The sequence below is a fragment of the Pseudoalteromonas sp. R86517 genome (assembly GCF_042466295.1).
Classification (GTDB): Bacteria; Pseudomonadota; Gammaproteobacteria; order Enterobacterales; family Alteromonadaceae; genus Pseudoalteromonas; species Pseudoalteromonas atlantica.
This window is the reverse complement of sequence record NZ_JAXHCB010000001.1, coordinates 638,151-656,344: the sequence shown is the minus strand read 5'-3', so window position 1 is coordinate 656,344 and position 18,194 is coordinate 638,151. Positions and strand designations below refer to the sequence as shown.

13 protein-coding genes are annotated in these 18,194 nt (G+C 41.6%); 2 read left to right on the top strand and 11 right to left on the bottom strand.

The features are described from left to right. Positions 1-76: 76 nt before the first annotated feature. The 6 genes from galU to rppH form a co-directional block, all read right to left on the bottom strand. Positions 77-955, bottom strand: coding sequence for a UTP--glucose-1-phosphate uridylyltransferase GalU (gene galU, locus SJY38_RS02895; RefSeq protein ID WP_004586244.1), 879 nt, complete (start codon positions 953-955; stop codon positions 77-79). A 19-nt stretch (positions 956-974) separates the two neighbouring features. Beyond that, entirely contained in the window at positions 975-1,826 is an 852-nt protein-coding gene (locus SJY38_RS02890) for a thymidylate synthase (RefSeq protein ID WP_004586243.1), read from the bottom strand. A gap of 12 nt (positions 1,827-1,838) precedes the next feature. Continuing rightward, positions 1,839-2,642, bottom strand: coding sequence for a prolipoprotein diacylglyceryl transferase (lgt, locus tag SJY38_RS02885; protein ID WP_004586242.1), 804 nt, complete (start codon positions 2,640-2,642; stop codon positions 1,839-1,841). 10 nt (positions 2,643-2,652) lie between these two features. Then, positions 2,653-3,462, bottom strand: a complete 810-nt coding sequence (locus SJY38_RS02880) for a sulfite exporter TauE/SafE family protein (RefSeq protein WP_248452060.1) — start codon at positions 3,460-3,462, stop codon at positions 2,653-2,655. 72 nt (positions 3,463-3,534) lie between these two features. After that, the gene (ptsP, locus tag SJY38_RS02875) at positions 3,535-5,799 is read right to left on the bottom strand and encodes a phosphoenolpyruvate--protein phosphotransferase (RefSeq protein ID WP_004586240.1); all 2,265 of its coding nucleotides are present in this window, start codon (positions 5,797-5,799) and stop codon (positions 3,535-3,537) included. 29 nt (positions 5,800-5,828) lie between these two features. Next, positions 5,829-6,347, bottom strand: coding sequence for an RNA pyrophosphohydrolase (gene rppH / locus SJY38_RS02870; RefSeq protein ID WP_004586239.1), 519 nt, complete (start codon positions 6,345-6,347; stop codon positions 5,829-5,831). A gap of 577 nt (positions 6,348-6,924) precedes the next feature. Between rppH and mutH the strand changes: the two genes are divergently transcribed. Beyond that, the gene (gene mutH, locus SJY38_RS02865) at positions 6,925-7,596 is read left to right on the top strand and encodes a DNA mismatch repair endonuclease MutH (RefSeq protein WP_248452059.1); all 672 of its coding nucleotides are present in this window, start codon (positions 6,925-6,927) and stop codon (positions 7,594-7,596) included. A 180-nt stretch (positions 7,597-7,776) separates the two neighbouring features. Here mutH and eno read toward each other — a convergent pair whose 3' ends face one another. The 5 genes from eno to rlmD all read right to left on the bottom strand — a co-directional run bounded on the left by eno (position 7,777) and on the right by rlmD (position 15,290). Then, a complete protein-coding gene (eno, locus tag SJY38_RS02860; RefSeq protein WP_029771921.1) occupies positions 7,777-9,075 on the bottom strand; it encodes a phosphopyruvate hydratase in 1,299 nt (432 codons plus the stop codon). A 113-nt stretch (positions 9,076-9,188) separates the two neighbouring features. Next, complete coding sequence (locus SJY38_RS02855) at positions 9,189-10,823, bottom strand: CTP synthase (protein WP_004586236.1); 1,635 nt, start codon at positions 10,821-10,823, stop codon at positions 9,189-9,191. 177 nt (positions 10,824-11,000) lie between these two features. After that, on the bottom strand, positions 11,001-11,798 hold the full coding sequence (gene mazG / locus SJY38_RS02850) for a nucleoside triphosphate pyrophosphohydrolase (RefSeq protein WP_377110195.1): 798 nt from the start codon (positions 11,796-11,798) through the stop codon (positions 11,001-11,003). 1 nt (position 11,799) lies between these two features. Then, complete coding sequence (relA, locus tag SJY38_RS02845) at positions 11,800-13,956, bottom strand: GTP diphosphokinase (RefSeq protein WP_096041286.1); 2,157 nt, start codon at positions 13,954-13,956, stop codon at positions 11,800-11,802. An 8-nt stretch (positions 13,957-13,964) separates the two neighbouring features. Beyond that, positions 13,965-15,290, bottom strand: coding sequence for a 23S rRNA (uracil(1939)-C(5))-methyltransferase RlmD (gene rlmD / locus SJY38_RS02840; RefSeq protein WP_377109271.1), 1,326 nt, complete (start codon positions 15,288-15,290; stop codon positions 13,965-13,967). A gap of 111 nt (positions 15,291-15,401) precedes the next feature. Here rlmD and barA point away from each other — a divergent pair, with 111 nt between their 5' ends. Next, positions 15,402-18,176, top strand: a complete 2,775-nt coding sequence (gene barA, locus SJY38_RS02835; RefSeq protein WP_377109270.1) for a two-component sensor histidine kinase BarA — start codon at positions 15,402-15,404, stop codon at positions 18,174-18,176. The last annotated feature ends 18 nt before the right edge of the window (positions 18,177-18,194 follow it).

Below are 18,194 nucleotides of genomic sequence, written 5' to 3'. Positions count from 1 at the left end.
TACCTATTTTGGTATTAATAATTGAGCACTAAAAAAGGCGCCTAAACAGGCGCCTTGGTGGGTAATTTAATAAAACCTAAATTAACGATTTAATAAATGTTTTTAAATCATCTGCAAACTCGTCGCGGCGCAAAGCAAACTCTATCGTTGCTTTTAAGTAGCCTATTTTGCTACCGCAATCGTGGCTGCGGCCTTTCATTGCGTACGCGTCTACTTTTTCTTGCTGCATTAGCATGGCAATTGCATCTGTAAGTTGAATTTCGTTGCCAGCCCCTTGCGGCGTTTTAGCAAGCAGTGGCCAGATGTTTTCGCTTAATACATAACGCCCTACTACCGATAGGTTTGAAGGTGCTTCATCTACTGGCGGTTTTTCTACCATGTTAATAATTGGCGAGCTTTCACCTTGGTGAAGCTCTACGTCACCTAAATCAACAACACCAAATTTGTCTACTTCGTCCATTGGTACTGGCTCAACCATAATTTGGCTGTGCTTAGTTTCTTCAAAACGGGCGATCATCTCTGCTAGGTTGTCTTTTTTAAGGTCGCTCTCTACGTCATCAACAATTACATCTGGCAAAATAACCACAAAGGGTTCGTTGCCAATAATTGGCGCTGCACAGTTAATTGCGTGGCCTAAGCCTTTGGCTTCGCCTTGGCGTACGTGAATAATGGTCACATCTTTAGGGCAAATTGCCTGTACTTCGGCAAGTAATTGCCGCTTTACGCGTTTTTCAAGCGTGGCTTCTAGCTCAAAGCTGGTATCAAAATGGTTTTCGATAGAGTTTTTACTTGAGTGTGTTACAAGTACAATCTCTTTAACACCTGCTGCTACCGCTTCATTTACTACATATTGAATAAGCGGGCGGTCTACCACTGGGAGCATCTCTTTAGGAATAGCTTTTGTGGCAGGTAACATACGCGTTCCAAGGCCTGCTACGGGGATCACTGCTTTCATCTTGTTCTCCTTAATCTTATTATACTGAAAACGGATATTGGATTGGTTCGTGGCATTGATAGCCTACTACTTCAAAATCGTCTCGTGTTACCCATGTTTCTATATCTTCTAGTGATTTTATGTTTGGGTTAATATTTAATTGCGGTGAGTCAAACGGCTCACGTGTTAGCTGTACATCGCGCATTAACGGTAACTGGTTTTCGTAAATATGCGCGTTAGCAATTTTATGATACGCCTTACCTGCTTTATGGCCGGTAATTTGCGCTACCAATGCCAGTAATACAAAGCACTGAATTTGATTAAAATTAAGCCCTAGAGGCACATCGCAACTGCGCTGATACGATGTTAAATACAGCGTGTCGCCAAGCAGCGAAAACGTATGCGTGTGCATACATGGGCGCAAGCAACCAAGCTCAAACTCACCAGGATTATAAAAGGTAATTATTTCACCTCTGTCATCAATCCCGTTTTTTAAGTTATTTATTACTTTAGCAAGCTGATCGAGCGTTGAGCCATCTGGGCGCTGCCAATTACGCCCTTGCACGCCATAAACGCGGCCCATGTCGTCCTCGCCTTTGCGGTTAGGGTTATTTAGCCATGCGTTATTATCGTTTGCGTTTGCATCCCAAGTTTTACAGCCTATATCGCGAAATTGCGCTGCACTATCGTACCCTCGTAAGTAACCTAAAAGCTCTGCTATAGCGGCTTTGTAGTAACTTTTACGAGTGGTGATCATAGGGAATTTATTATTACCTACATCGTATTCTAAGTCGGCATTAATAACGGTTAAGCAGCGCGTGCCTGTGCGTTTGTTTTCTACCCATACACCTTCGTCAACAATGCGCTGACATAATTTTAAATATTGTTTCATGATCTGTTCTTACTATGCCTTTGCTGCGGTTACAGGTTGCGGTTTTTTGTACGCCCAAATTAATAGCCCTAGGCCACCAATTATCATAGGTAACGAGAGTATTTGACCCATTGAGATAAAATCGGCAAATAGGCCAAGCTGCGCATCTGGTTGGCGGAAATATTCAATACAAAATCTAAATACGCCGTACCCTAATAAAAACACACCGGCTACACTGCCTGCAGGGCGAGGCTTTTTAATAAACCATAATAAAATTAAAAACAGGACTAGCCCTTCAAAAAAGGCTTCGTATAACTGCGATGGGTGACGCGCAAGCGGCCCACCCGTTGGAAATACCATTGCCCATGGCACATCGCTTACGCGGCCCCATAATTCGCCATTTATAAAGTTACCAATACGCCCTGCTAATAAGCCTACCGGAACCAGCGGCACCACAAAATCTCCCACTGCAAATAGTGATTTTTTGCGGGTTTTGGCAAATAGTATAATAGCGGTAATAACCCCTAATGTTCCGCCGTGGAACGACATACCGCCTTGGTCAATTCTAAATAAATATAATGGATTTTCTAAAAAGTAACTAAACTGATAAAACAATACATAACCAATTCTACCGCCTAAAATAACCCCTAGCATGCCGTAAAAAAGCAAGTCGCTAACTTGCTCTTTAGTCCAACCAGAGTTTGGTTTTTCGGCTTGACGATTAGCAAACCACATCGCAAATGCAAAACCAATTAAATACATTAAACCGTACCAACGTACGCTTAGCGGTCCAACAGAAAAAATTATTGGATCGATTTGAGGAAACTCAAGTGCCATAAATAAACCTTTAGCTAAAAACCATTTTAAGTGCGATGAGCACAAGCAACACCGCGAAAATTTTCTTTATTATATTAACAGGTAAATAATGAGTTGCTTTAGCCCCTAAGGGCGCCACAAACCAAGATGTTATTACAATACCAAATAATGCAGGTAAGTATACAAACCCTGCGAACCCATGGGCTAAATCGGTTACCTGCCAGCCTGCGCTTATATAACCAATAGAGCCAAATAGCGCGATAACAATGCCGCTCGCTGATGCACAGCCTATCGCTTTTTTCATATCAACTGAAAAGTAATTAAGCATAGGGGCAATAAGTGCGCCGCCACCAATACCTATTAAACCAGAAAGCGCGCCCATAAGGGCAGAAATGCTCCCTAAAATAACCCCTTTTGGTAGCGGTTTTTCTTTGAGCGATTTACTACGTGATGCCCACACCATTCTGCCTGCAATAAACACAACGCTAATTGCAAACACGCTGCGTAATGCTTGTTCGGGTATTAAACTTGCGGCAAAGCCACTTATTAACGCGCCTAAGCCTACACCCGACATAACCCACGGTGCAATTTGCCACGGCACATTATCATTTTTATGATGAGCCAAGACTGAAGAAGTAGAAGTGAATAAAATAGAGGCAAGCGATGTTGCAATAGAAATAACTAATACGTGATCAGGTGAAGTAACGTCAAACATCAGTAATAAGCTACTTAAAACAGGCACAATAATTAAACCGCCGCCTATCCCTAATAGCCCAGCTAAAAAGCCAACTACACAGCCAAGTAGCGCACAACTGGCCACGAGTAAAGCTAAGTCATACATAGTGTTCTCAAATACCTTTTCGTGCGCCTATATTAAAGGATTATAAAGTTAATAGCATCTTTAAGCGCTGCATTATTTGGCGGTGTAGAATAGATCGCCTAATTGGTGTTCAATCATAAAATTGCGCGTTAAGCGCAGTACCTGTTTAGCGTTCGATTGCACTAAGCACTCTGCGAGTAATTGCTGCATATCGTTAATATTTAAGCGCCTTAAAATCCACTTTACTTTAGTTAACGACGACATGTTCATACTTAAATGCCTATAGCCCATGGCAATGAGTAAAATAGCGCCCTCTGGCTCGCCGCCTAGCTCGCCACATAAACTAAAGGGTAAACGGTGTTTATTACATTCATTCGCTACTTTATTTAATACCCTTAACACACCGGGGTGATATGGGTTAAATAACTGAGCCACGCGCGCATTTGCTCTATCGACAGCAAGTAAGTATTGCGTTAAATCGTTACTGCCTACTGAGCAAAAATCTACTTTTTTAGCCCACTCGTCGAGCATAAATATACTTGAGGGTACTTCAAGCATAATGCCCACTTCTGGGCGCTCCAAATTTTGCTCTGGGTGTTTTTCTGCCAGTTCAAAATAAGCTTGTTCAAATAACGCGAGCGCTTCGTCTACCTCTTCTGTACCGCTGATCATAGGCAGCATTATTTTTAAATTACCTAAGCCCATATTTGCTTTTAACATAGCTTTGAGCTGATCTAAAAATAGCTCTGGATGGTCAAGGCTTATGCGTATGCCGCGCCACCCTAAAAAGGGATTTTCTTCGGTGATATTAAAGTAATCTAAAACTTTATCGCCACCAATATCTAGGGTTCGCATAACCACTGGCGCTGGGTGGTAACTTTTTAGCACCTCCCTATACCAGTTTTCTTGCTCAGCTTGCGATGGAAATTGCCCCTTTTGCATAAACCATGCTTCGGTACGATAAAGTCCTACCCCATCGCAAATATGCGCACTGCTTTGCTCGGTATTAAGCTCAAGCCCTGCATTTAGCATTAAATTTATTTGCTCACCATCTAAGGTAACCGACTGCGCACTTTGCTCTGCTAAAAAGCGGTTATTGAGTAGTTTATCTTGGTGCTTTAACTGTGCGTATTCGTCGAGTAACACTTGCGAAGGAGAAATATATAAACGCCCAGCAAAGGCATCTAAAATCATTGGTTTAGCATCAAATTGCAATAAGGGTAAATCTTCAATACCCCAAATAGCCGGTATTCCCATCGCTCGGGTTAATATAGAGGCATGGCTATTGGCTGAGCCATTCACACTCACTACACCCGCTAAATGCCCGTTGGGTACTTCAGCCAGCATGGCGGGCGTTAAGGTATTCGCAATTAATATGGTATTGGGTGGGTAATCTTTTACTGCGTGCTCTGTGTTTACAAGGTGGTGTAATACCCTTAAACCAATGTCTTTTACATCAACTGCGCGCTCTTTAATGTAGGGATCTTGCATGGCATTAAACTGCGAAATAAGCCGCTCAATAACAATTTTTAAGGCGCTTTTTGCACACCAGCCCTCTTGTAACTGTACCTCAACATTGTGGCCTAAACTTTTCGCATCAAGTAATTGTTGGTATACATCAAATACCGCGAGTGCTTCACGCGGGATTGAGTCACTCAAGGTCATTGACAGGGTATTAAATTCTTTGCGGGTGGCAGCAACGGCTTGTGTAAACAAACGGCGTTGCTCGGCGCTATCGGGATCTTTTTTTAGTTCTATAGATTTAAAATCAAGCTTGGGCAGTACCACAAAGGCTTGGCCAATCCCAATACCTGGCGCACTCGAGACCCCTTTGAGCACTGAGGTTTGGTGTGATGATTCGTCTTGGCGTAAAAGCTCTTTTATTTCAGCATGCGCAAGTTGCGAGGCTAGCTGCGCTGAAAGGGTAATTAAAAATGACTCTTCGTCTTGGCTAAAAACCCGCGCCATTTTTTGTTGTACAACAATAACGCCCAATACCTTTTTTTGATGTACCACAGGCACAGACAAAAAAGCATTGTAACCTTCTTCGTTTACTTCGGGGGAGAGCTTAAAACGCGGATGAGATTTTGCAAAAGCTATATTAATGGGCTCTTCACGCTGGGCTACTAAACCTACAAGCCCTTCGGTAAAACCAATTCTAAACTTACCTACGGCATCGGGGTTTAGGCCTTCGGTTGCCATAAGTACAAAGTTATCCTGGCTGTAGTCGGCAAAATAAATAGAGCAGCACTGGGTTTTCATGGCCTCTTTAACCATTTTCACAAAGCACACTAAGGCACTGTCTAAATTCGCTTGTTGCGAAACAGACTCAGCAATAGTTCTAAGTGTTGCCAGCATTACCTGCTCCTTATTTTATAATTATGCTACTACCTTTTGTGTCGCCACTGTTCTTTATGATGTTCTCTTTTATTAAAAGGCATTGCAAACGGTGCAAACTCTTTCATCACCCGTCTGTATACATCGCGTTTAAACGATACCACTTGCCTTACTGGGTACCAATAACTCACCCAGCGCCAATCATCAAACTCGGGATGATGTGTTTTAAGCAAGTTTACATCTTCATCTTTGCAACGCAGTTTTAATAAAAACCATTTTTGTTTTTGCCCAATACACACCGGACTAGAGTCGCGGCGAATTAATCGCTTGGGTAATTTATAGCGTAACCAATGTTTTGAGCTTGCAACTATTTCTACATCTTCTGGTCGCAAACCTACTTCTTCGTGTAATTCACGGTACATGGTTTGTTCGGGTGTTTCTCCGTCATCAACACCGCCTTGGGGAAATTGCCAAGAATGTTGACCGTAACGTCTAGCCCAAAAAACCTGCCCCTGATTATTGCAAATTACAATTCCGACATTGGCACGAAAACCTTCGGCATCAATCACCTTAGTGCCTCATTTGTAAGTCGATTTTTAATGATTGTTCCACATTAGCTGCAATTCGGCAAACACTATTATCCCCAAAGTCATCACGCCCTAATCGCACGTTTACTATTTACGCTGTGCATAACGACTTAACCTTAAATGAGCACTGAGTAATTACAAGGATAAAATAACCCTTAATTGACGCAACTTTTAGCAAAAAAAGCTAAGCTATGCCTTGATTATTATGTTTAGTGCTATTTACTCACAGCTTGTGTATAACTTTTGATAAACAAGGCTATTTTGCAAACAAGTCCACAATAGCAGATCTAAAAACTCGCTTTCTCCACAGATTCTGTGGATAAACTTGTTTATATAGTTGTATTTATCCCATATAGAATTTGCTAACTTAATTAAAGCTGAATGAGTTAATTGAAAATATTAAAGCTAGTCAGTCACTTACAGTTAAACTGTGACTTTTTGGGGTGAGCAAAATTACGCCAAACACAGTACGTATAAAAAACAACCAAAAGCAAAGATATCCACCTTACAGGGGTTTTGCTATCATGGCGCTGTTAATTATTCAAGATAAATGAGTAGCATGCGACCAACAAAACCCCATTCAATTAATGACTTAATGCAACGCGTAAACGCTATTGCCGGTTTAACATTAGGGCAATTAGCCTCTCAATACAGCTTTAAAACCCCTGACGACCTATTACGTGAAAAAGGCTGGACCGGGCAACTTATTGAATACGTGTTAGGCGCTACTGCAGGCTCAAAACCCCTCCCCGACTTTGAAGATTTAGGCGTTGAATTAAAAACACTGCCTATTTCGTATAAAGGAAAACCCTTAGAAACCACTTTTGTGTCGGTTACCCCCCTTATAAACGTAACCGGCATGACGTGGCATACAAGCGCTGTGCGTAAAAAACTCAATCATGTTTTATGGCTGCCTATATTGAGTGAGCGCGATATTGCGCCTTTTGATAGAACCATAGGCAGTGGTTTTTTATGGCAGCCTACGCCTGAGCAAGATGCGTTGCTACAACGTGATTGGGAAGAACAAATGGAGTTAATAGCGCTTGGGCGAGTTGATGAAATATCAGGCCATTTAGGGGATGCTATACAAATTAGACCTAAAGCCGCTAATAGCAAAGTAGTTACCGATGCTATTGGTCCAAATGGGCAAACAATAAAAACCTTACCGCGTGGTTTTTATTTAAAAACCAGTTTTACAGGTGAAATATTGAAGCAGCAATTTCAGCTCTGAGCTGTGCAGAAAATATTATGAGTTAAGCAAATCCTGTTTCGCACTACGTGCGCGCGTCAGCAAGCTTAACGCCTACAAAGCATTCTCATCTCTTTGAAAAATTATCAGGCATAAAAAATCCCCGCATTAGCGAGGATTTTATTATCTAAAATTAAAAATAAGATTCTATATAAAATAGAATTACTGACCTTTAACTTCTTTAAGACCGTTGTAAGGTGCTTTAGAACCTAGCGCTTCTTCAATGCGAAGAAGTTGGTTGTACTTAGCAACACGGTCAGAACGGCTCAATGAACCTGTTTTAATTTGACCAGCAGCAGTACCCACTGCTAAATCAGCAATTGTTGCATCTTCTGTTTCGCCAGAACGGTGCGAAATAACAACTGTAAAGCCTGCATCTTTAGCCATTTTGATTGCTGCTAACGTTTCAGTTAGTGAACCAATTTGATTAAATTTAATTAGGATTGAGTTAGCAATACCGTTATCAATACCGCGTTTTAAAATCTTAGTGTTAGTTACGAATAAATCATCGCCTACTAATTGGATTTTATCGCCCATTAATTTAGTTTGGTGCGCAAAGCCATCCCAATCTGACTCATCTAAGCCATCTTCAATAGATACAATTGGGTATTGCTCAGTTAAATCTTTTAAGAAGTAGTTAAACTCTTCTGAAGTGAACTTTTTGCCTTCACCTTTTAGATCGTAAATGTTTGCTTCTTTGTCGTAAAACTCAGAGGCTGCACAGTCCATAGCCAGTGTAATATCTTTACCTAGCTCGTAACCTGCGTTTGCTACAGCTGTTTTAATAGCTGCAAGTGCCGCTTCGTTTGATGCAAGGTTTGGTGCAAAACCACCTTCATCACCTACCGCTGTAGAGTGGCCGTCTGCTTTTAATACTTTAGCAAGGCTGTGGAATACTTCAGCGCCCATACGTAGGCCTTCGCGGAAGTTTTCAGCGCCAACAGGTTGGATCATAAATTCTTGAATATCTACAGAGTTATCGGCGTGCTCACCACCGTTGATGATGTTCATCATAGGTAACGGCATTGAGTAAACACCTGGTGTACCGTTTAAGTCTGCGATGTGCTCGTAAAGCTCAACTTTTTTAAATTGTGCAGCGGCTTTTGCAGTTGCTAGTGATACCGCTAAGATAGCATTTGCACCTAGTTTTTCTTTATTTTCGGTGCCATCTAAATCTAGCATTACTTTATCTACAGCACTTTGCTCTAATGCATTTTGGCCTTTTAGCGCATCCGCAATTTCGTTGTTAATAAAACCAACTGCGTTTAATACGCCTTTACCTAAGTAACGGGCTTTGTCACCATCACGTAGCTCTAGTGCTTCGCGAGTACCTGTTGATGCACCTGAAGGAGCGGCAGCGCGGCCCCAAGAACCATCAGCTAAATATACATCAGCTTCAACAGTAGGGTTACCACGCGAGTCCATAATTTCGCGACCAATTACTTTTACGATTTCTGACATCTTGATTCCTCTATATTCCCAAAATGGTGAGTTCAGCTAACTTTACTACGTTTTATATCTTTTAGTCAGCCCTTTAGACAAAAAAGCCGTGCAATATGCACGGCTTTTTTTAATTACGAAGACGTTTTTTGATGAGTATGAGCAGCTGCTACAAACCCTTCAAATAACGGGTGACCATCACGTGGTGTTGACGTAAATTCCGGGTGGAATTGCGCGGCAATAAACCATGGGTGATCTTTATTTTCGATGATCTCTACTAGTTTTTTATCTTCTGATAAACCGGTAAAGCTTAAGCCTGCTTGCTCTAATTGCTCTACAAAGTTGTTGTTTACTTCGTAGCGATGACGGTGACGTTCAATAATTTCTGTATTGCCGTACACTTCGTGCACCTTAGAACCCGGCGTTAAGTGACATTTTTGTGCGCCTAAACGCATGGTGCCACCTAAATCAGATTTTTCATCACGTATCTCAATGTTACCCTCAGCATCTAACCACTCGGTAATTAAGCCCACTACTGGCGCTTTAGAGTGAATATTAAACTCAGTTGAGTTAGCGTCGGTTAAACCTGCAACATTACGTGCGTATTCAATAAGTGCTACTTGCATACCTAAACAAATGCCTAGGTAAGGTACTTTGTTTTCACGGGCATACTTAGCTGCTAAAATTTTACCTTCAACACCACGGCCGCCAAAACCACCTGGTACTAAAATAGCGTCTAGATGAGAAAGCAGTTCTACCCCTTTACTTTCTAAGTCTTGCGAGTCAACGTATTCAATATTAATGGTTAAACGGTTTTTAAGACCTGCATGTTTTAGTGCTTCGTTAACTGATTTGTATGCATCTGGTAGTTCAATGTACTTACCAACCATACCAATCGTTACTTCGCCAGTCGGGTTAGACTCTTGATAAAGTACTTGTTCCCATTCAACTAAATCAGCTTCTGGTGCGTCAAGGTGGAAACGACGACACACAAAGTTATCTAGCTCTTGTGATTTTAATAGCGCAGGAATTTTGTAAATGCTGTCTACGTCAGGAAGCGAAATAACCGCTTTTTCTTCAACGTTTGTAAACAATGCAATTTTTGCACGTTCATTGTTAGGCAATTTACGGTCTGAGCGACAAATAAGAATATCTGGCTGAATACCTACAGAGCGTAACTCTTTAACCGAGTGCTGTGTTGGTTTTGTTTTAACTTCGCCTGCAGGGCCTAAGAATGGCACTAGCGTTAGGTGAATAAATAGCGCGCGTTCGCGGCCAATTTCTGTACCTAACTGACGAATTGCTTCAATAAATGGTTGTGATTCAATATCACCTACTGTGCCACCAATTTCTACAATCGCAATATCATGACCTTCAGCACCGTCGTATACACGTTGCTTAATGTCATTTGTGATGTGTGGAATAACCTGAATGGTTGCACCTAAGTATTCACCACGGCGCTCACGACGTAGTACATCTTCGTACACTCGCCCTTGTGTGAAGTTGTTGCGGCTGGTCATTTTGGTGCGAATAAAACGCTCGTAGTGACCTAAATCAAGATCCGTTTCGGCGCCGTCTTCTGTAACGTATACTTCACCGTGTTGAATTGGGCTCATTGTGCCTGGGTCAACGTTTATGTAAGGATCCAGCTTTAAAATGGTAACATCTAAACCGCGGGCCTCTAAAATAGCTGCCAATGACGCTGCTGCAATACCTTTACCCAACGAAGAAACAACCCCGCCAGTAACGAAGATAAATTTTGTACTCATGCGAACCCTAGAATATCAGGAATTAAAAGGAATATAACACCCGAGAAAGAGACTCTGGGTATATCATCAAGACGGGGCGAAATTGTACCAAAACAGCGTTGAGCAATCCAGCTAAAAATAGCGTTTAGACGCACAAAAAATGTTCGTTGATTAACATTAGGTTGTACTGAGCTAATCTTATTTCGCTTTTTTAATGGCTTCCCATGCTTCTTCCATTTCGTCAAGCGTTGCGCGCTCTAAACTTTTACCTTTTGCAATTAAATAACCTTGCACTTTTTCAAAGCGTGCCGAGAACTTATCGTTGGCTTGTCTGAGTAGTTGCTCTGGGTCGCGTTTAACATGGCGAGCCACATTTACCGTGGCAAATAATAAGTCGCCTATTTCTTCTGCGGTATGATCGGATGAAGGGTCGTGCTCAAGCGCTTCTTTTACTTCAAGTACTTCTTCACTTACTTTATCAAGTGCCCCGTGGTAGCTTGGCCAATCAAAACCAAGTGCGGCAACACGCTGCTGAATTTTTTTAGCTTTAGTTAGGCTTGGCATATTGGTGGGTATATCTTGCCAAAGTGAGGCTTTGCTTGGCTGTACTTTTGCTGCACGCTCTTGTGCTTTAATTGCTTGCCATTGCTTTGCTAATTGCTCGTCGGTTAATGCTTGCTTAGTGTTAAAAACATGAGGGTGACGGCGGGTAAGTTTACTATTTAGCTCACTAACCACGTCGTTAAAATCAAATAGCTCCTGCTCTTTGGCAAGTTGTGCGTAAAAAACTATTTGAAACAGTAAATCACCCAGCTCATTTTTAAGCTCGTTTAAATTACCCGACTCTATGCAATCGGCCACTTCAAAGGCTTCTTCTAGCGTGTGCGGTACAATCGATTTAAAGTTTTGCTTGCGATCCCACGGGCAACCGTCGGTAGGATCGCGAAGCAACGCCATAATATCGAGTAGTTGCTCAAGTGCGTTACTGTTTGCCATTTTATTGGTTTCGCTTGGCACTGTGCACACCTTCAATTTGATGCAGCTTTGACAAAACCCGGTTTGTGCCCGATAGGTCATGCACTTCTATTTGCATAGTAAATACCGCTAACTGATCAGCCCCAACAGTATTGACGTTCATGTTGATCACATTTACTTTTTCGTTAGCCAGTACAGAGCTAATATCGCGAATTAAACCTGAGCGATCGCTGGCTTCTATTTTTATACTTAGCGCATAAGAGCCGTTTATTTCATCTGACCAACTAACCGATATTACACGCTCTGGGTGCAGCTCTTTTAAGTTGTTAAATGAATCGCAATCTTCGCGGTGTACCCCAATGCCACGGCCTTGTGTAATATAGCCAATTATTTTATCGCCAGGTACTGGGCGACAACACTTAGCAACGTGGCTCATTAAGCTGCCTACACCATCCACCACAATGCCGTTTTTATCGCCAGTTACTTTACTTGGCGCTTTAAAACGAATAACGGGTTCTTCTTCAGTACGATCACTGACAAAGTTAAGCATTTGGTTTAAGCGAACATCGCCGGCACCTATGGCAACCATTAAGTCATCTAGTTCTTTAAAATTAAAGCGCTTAATAGCTGGGTCTAAATCTTTGTAGGTTAAATCTAGCTTTTGCAGTTCGTTATCAAGAATCTCTTTACCGGCGCTTAAGTTTTTATCGCGGTCGAGCTGTTTAAACCAATGATGGATTTTAGCCCTTGCACGCGACGATTTAATATAACCAAGCGATGGATTTAACCAATCGCGGCTTGGATTAGGCTGCTTTTGCGTGAGAATTTCTACCTGATCGCCCGTTGATAGCTGATGTGTAAACGGCACTATTTTGCCAAATACTTTAGCCCCTATGCAGCGGTGCCCTACATTTGAGTGAATGTAGTAAGCAAAATCAAGCGGTGTAGCGCCAACAGGTAAATCGATGATATCGCCACTTGGGGTAAATATATAAACGCGGTCTTCTACAACTTGGTTTTTAAGCTCTTCGGCTAAATCGCCCCCATCAACCACTTCTTCTTGCCATTGCAGTAATTTGCGCAACCAGCTAATTTTTTGCTCATAGCCTGAGCCACGCCCAGGTAAAGCGCCTTCTTTATACATCCAGTGCGCGGCTACGCCTAGCTCTGCATCTTGGTGCATTTCGCTGGTGCGTATTTGTATTTCAACGGTTTTCCCTTCAGGGCCAAATACCACGGTATGAATTGATTGATAGCCATTTTGTTTGGGTGTAGCAACGTAGTCGTCAAACTCTTTATTAAGGTGGCGCCAATTAGTGTGCACAATACCTAGCGCGCCGTAACAATCTTGCAGGCGCTCTACAACAATTCGCATTGCCCTAATATCAAACAGCTGATCAAACTCGTAGTTTTTTTGCTGCATTTTTTTATAAATGCTGTAAATGTGCTTAGGGCGACCATACACTTGCGCCTCAATACCGGCTTCGCTTAAGCGAGCTTTTACTTGCGCAACCATATCTTCCATATAGGCTTCACGGGCAAGGCGCTTGTCATCAAGTTGTTTAGCAATGCTTTTATAGGTGTCGGGGTGTAAATACCTAAACGATAAATCCTCTAGTTCCCACTTAAGCTGGCCTATACCTAACCTGTTTGCTAACGGGGCAAAAATATCTGCAGTTTCTTTAGCGGCAATAACACGCTCTTCTTCATCGCCATTTTTTACATTGCGTAAATGGCACACTTGCTCAGCAAGTTTAATCACCACAGCGCGCACATCTTCAACCATGGTAAGTAACATTTTACGAATGTTATCTACCTGCATAGTGCCTTTACCTTGGTGCGATAAAGTACTAATAGCAGCCATTTGCGCAACCCCAGTTAAAAGCATGGCTACATTTTTGCCAAGTTGTGCTTCTACGGTTTCAAGGTCTACTAAGTCATTTAAGTAGTAATGCGTGAGATACGCGGTTGCGAGAGATTCTGCATCTAAATTTAGCTCGGCTAAAATCTCGACCATTTCTATGGCCGTGTTTTGCCGTGCTTGGTTGTCACATGTAACACACAATGCTTGCGCTTTGTTTAGTAGCGTTATTTTCTCTTGCGATAACGCTAACTGTTTTAGGCTAGTAGCAAAGTCACCTGTGTCGTCCTGTTGATGTGATTGACGTGTAGCGACCATAAAACGCTTTACCTCCGTTGAAATAACGCCATTGTTTCTATGTGTCCTGTATGTGGAAACATATTCATTAGCCCAATTTTAGTAACTTCAAAGCCTGCTTGCGAAATAATTGCACTGTCACGGGCTAAAGTAACAGGATCGCAAGAGACGTATAAAATGGTTTTAAACTGCTTTAAAGGTAGTTGCTCTAAAACAGCCATAGCACCTGTGCGAGAAGGGTCTAATACTAATACGTCTAGCGCCTTATTAAACCATTGTGCTGTTTCAATTTTTTGCGTTAAATCAAAACAATGAAAGTGCGCATTAGTGATAGAGTTAGTTTGCGCATTTTGCGTCGCCATTGCAACCGCCGATGCAACCCCTTCTACTCCAAAAACCGATTTAGCATGCTGGGCTAGCACTAACGAAAAGTTACCAATACCACAAAATAAATCCAATACTTGCTCGTTTCCTTGCAAGTTAAGCCAATTTACCGACTGAGCTAACATAGCTTGGTTAACTTCATCATTTACTTGAATAAAATTACCAAGGCCAAATTCAAATTTTAATTTAAACTTTTCTAAAAAATAATACGGCGTAGGCAAATGAGCCTGCTCTATAACATCGCTGTTGTCTTGCCAGGTAATTAACCACTGCTGTGCGTTTGCCGCTTCTTGTACGTAGCTTTTGGCTTCATCTGGTATCGCTTTAGTATGGCGAATAACAATAAAGTTCCCAGCTTCGTTTTGGCACAACTGCAAATGACTTATACTGTGTAGCGCTTTGTATTGATTAATAAGCGTTTCAAAAATACTAAATACGTTAGTAAATGCCTTACTAAGCACTTCACATTGCTCAATACTAATCACATTTTTAGAGCTAGGCGCACGATACCCAACTCGCATTTTTTTAGCGGCTTTATCATACATTACGGCAATACGGGCACTGCGTCTGTAATGAGTGGGCTTACTTAAAAGAGGCGCTTGCCAATTTAAGTCGCTTAATTTGGCAAATTTTTGAAACAGTTGCGTCACTGCATTTTGCTTTTCAACCACTTGCTGATTTATTTCTAGGTGCTGCAACTGGCAACCACCACAGTGATTATAATGCTGACAAAAAGGCTGCGTGCGCGCACCGCTTGGATTAATAACCTTAACCAGCTTTGCGCTACTGTACTTGGCTTTATCTTCTATTAGGCTTGCCGTTACTTTTTCATTCATTAAAGCGCCGCTTACAAAGCACACTTTATTATTGTGTTTGGCAACGCCCCGCCCTTGATGATCCATGGCCGTAATATTAAGTGTGAGTGTTTGCTGTTTAAGTGGTTTTTTCTTTGCTTTAAAAATTTGCGCCATGCGGCATTACCTTAAATTTTGTATTACGTATAAGCAAATCAGATGCTTTGAGAATAGCCGATGAACCGTATATACTCGATCCATACTAATAATGATAATAACGCTTCCATTATGACCAAATTAGGCTTACGTGATTCTGTTTTAACCTTAACCTTGATCCCCACAGTGATCATTGGTTTGTTACTTGGCGGCTATTTTACAATAAATCGTTACATTGAGCTTGATGAAATTTTATATCAGCAAGGCAGCTCAATATCTGAACCCTTAGCAATTGCTTTAGAGCAGCCTTTACTTGAAAAAAATAAAAAGCTGCTCAACCGTCTGATTAGTTACACACACAATAAGCACTCCCCAACCATTAAATCGATTGCTATTTTTGATACCAGCAATCAGCTTATTATGACCAGTAACTATCATCGCTCGTTTGATGAACTAACTCAAAAAGAACAAATTGAAAATCTTCACACAACAAAAATTAATAAATCAGAAGAGTTAATCACGTTCTACACCCCAATTTTTAATCACTCTGCGCCGGTATCGAAATGGGATATTAATGATTTTCAAACCCCGCTTGGCACCGTTATTTTACAACTTAACAAAGACCAAGCGATTATAGGCCAGCAGCGAGCGGTTTTAATTAGCGGCATTGTTATTTTATTTTCAATAATATTGGCATCTATTTTAGCGCTTAAGCTTAGCCGTATGTTTATGAACCCACTTAATAAGTTAGTACTTGCCACCGACAAACTAGTTGAGGGTAAAAGAGACACGGGTTTAAACGACACCATGATGGGCGAATTTGAACTTTTGCGTGAAGGGCTTAATACCATTGCCCACACTATGGTTATGCAAAAAGACGAAATGCAGAAAAATATTGATCAGGCCACGAGTGATTACCGCGAAACCCTAGAGCAATACGAAACCTCAAATATTCAGCTAACCATGGCCAAAAAAGAGGCGCAAGATGCTAACCGCGTTAAGTCCGACTTTTTAGCCAAGATGAGTCACGAGCTACGCACCCCGCTTAATGGGGTTATTGGCTTTACGCGCCAATTGTATAAAACACCTTTAAATAAACATCAAAAAGACTACCTCGATACCATAGAGCTTTCTGCCAATAGTTTATTGACGATTATTAGCGATATTTTAGATTTTTCTAAACTTGAAGCAGGCGCAATGGAGCTTGAATCAATCCAGTTTCAACTACGCGATAGCGTAAACGAGGTTATGACATTATTAGCTCCCTCGGCGCATGAAAAACAACTTGAGCTATCTATTTATATCAACCCACAAGTGCCTGATGATTTAACCGGTGACCCCACTCGCCTTAAACAAGTTCTTATTAACTTGTTAAGTAATGCCATTAAGTTTACTGAAAAAGGCTCTATAAAAGTTGATATAAGCTACCGCTTATTAGATGAAGACCGCGCCTCTATTTTAGTATCAGTAACCGATACCGGTGTGGGTATTCCAATGGATAAGCAAGATGCGTTATTTACTGCATTTGGCCAAGCAGATTCATCCATCACCCGTAAATTTGGCGGCACTGGTTTAGGTCTTATTATTACCAAACACATTGTAGAGGCTATGAATGGCCGAATAACGCTAAATTCAGCCCCGGGAAGCGGCACCTGTTTTACCTTTAATGGTGTGTTTAGGTTGCCTGATCATACCTTTAGTAACGACTTACCTTCTAAATCACTTATTGGTAAACGCATATTATACTTAGAGCCACACGAGCATACGCACCACTCAGTGCTTTCTGTATTAAACGAGTGGGAAGCGGTTGTAACCGCCTGTTTTAATGAAGCAGCGTTTTTAGATGCCATCAAACATAAAATGTTTAAATACGATATTTGTATTATTGGTGATATGGCATCGGTAGATGATATGCAGCGACTTAAAGGCTATGTGAATATGGTTCGCGAGTCGTGCGATTATTTATACCTTATGCTCAATACTGTATCGCATAATATGCGCGAAGCGTTTATTGGTAGCGGTGCCGATGCGTGCTTAAGTAAGCCGCTTAATCACCGTAAATTATGTGAAGTACTGGCTGCGCCTTATCGCCTTGACCATCCAACCTTAAATATTGAGCCAAGCGATCAAACATTATTGCCATTAAAAGTACTGGTGGTAGATGACAACGATGCAAACTTAAAGCTTATTTGCACCTTGTTAAAAGAACAAGTTGAATTTATAGATACGGCCTACAATGGCTCACAAGCCTACAGTTTAAGTAAAAGCCATAAGTACGATGTTATATTTATGGACATACAAATGCCGATTATGGATGGCATTACCGCGTGTAAGCTTATTAAAGAGTCTTCTTTAAACGAAGACACACCTATTATTGCGGTAACCGCGCATGCACTGCACAGTGAAAAAGAGCAGCTATTAAAAGATGGCTTTAAAGGCTATCTAACTAAGCCTATTGATGAGGACATGCTGAGCCAAATTATATGCGATCATAGTCCGCAATCGCCCGTAAGCCGCGACAAAATAAAAAGTGTAACGTCACAAAGCCCAGCTCCATTTGAAAGTAACTGCTTAGATTGGTCGCTTGCGCTACAACGCGCAGGGGGTAAGGGTGAGCTGGCGCTGGAAATGCTCAATATGCTGTTACAAAGTGTGCCAGAGACACTCTCGCAGCTCAACGAGGCTATTGAGCAAAACGATTGCCAAACGGTATTAAGTGTTATCCACAAATTCCATGGCGCGTGCTGTTATACCGGTGTGCCTAAGCTTAAATCACTGGCAGAAACCATAGAAACCTCACTTAAAAGTGATTGCGTGCTAGATAACGTTGAGCCTGAACTATTTGAGCTACAGGATGAGCTGGAAAACCTCATGGCAGATGCAAGTGCTACCGAGCATCAACGCTAAAAAACACATAATAAAAAA

Excerpts from the sequence above, each read along its gene's own strand:
- eno (WP_029771921.1), bottom strand. The coding sequence starts at position 9,075 with ATGTCAGAAATCGTAAAAGTAATTGGTCGCGAAATTATGGACTCGCGT.
- galU (WP_004586244.1), bottom strand. The coding sequence starts at position 955 with ATGAAAGCAGTGATCCCCGTAGCAGGCCTTGGAACGCGTATGTTACCT.
- rlmD (WP_377109271.1), bottom strand. The coding sequence starts at position 15,290 with ATGGCGCAAATTTTTAAAGCAAAGAAAAAACCACTTAAACAGCAAACA.
- SJY38_RS02855 (WP_004586236.1), bottom strand. The coding sequence starts at position 10,823 with ATGAGTACAAAATTTATCTTCGTTACTGGCGGGGTTGTTTCTTCGTTG.
- ptsP (WP_004586240.1), bottom strand. The coding sequence starts at position 5,799 with ATGCTGGCAACACTTAGAACTATTGCTGAGTCTGTTTCGCAACAAGCG.
- mazG (WP_377110195.1), bottom strand. The coding sequence starts at position 11,798 with ATGGCAAACAGTAACGCACTTGAGCAACTACTCGATATTATGGCGTTG.
- mutH (WP_248452059.1), top strand. The coding sequence starts at position 6,925 with ATGCGACCAACAAAACCCCATTCAATTAATGACTTAATGCAACGCGTA.
- SJY38_RS02880 (WP_248452060.1), bottom strand. The coding sequence starts at position 3,462 with ATGTATGACTTAGCTTTACTCGTGGCCAGTTGTGCGCTACTTGGCTGT.
- relA (WP_096041286.1), bottom strand. The coding sequence starts at position 13,956 with ATGGTCGCTACACGTCAATCACATCAACAGGACGACACAGGTGACTTT.
- barA (WP_377109270.1), top strand. The coding sequence starts at position 15,402 with ATGACCAAATTAGGCTTACGTGATTCTGTTTTAACCTTAACCTTGATC.
- SJY38_RS02890 (WP_004586243.1), bottom strand. The coding sequence starts at position 1,826 with ATGAAACAATATTTAAAATTATGTCAGCGCATTGTTGACGAAGGTGTA.
- lgt (WP_004586242.1), bottom strand. The coding sequence starts at position 2,642 with ATGGCACTTGAGTTTCCTCAAATCGATCCAATAATTTTTTCTGTTGGA.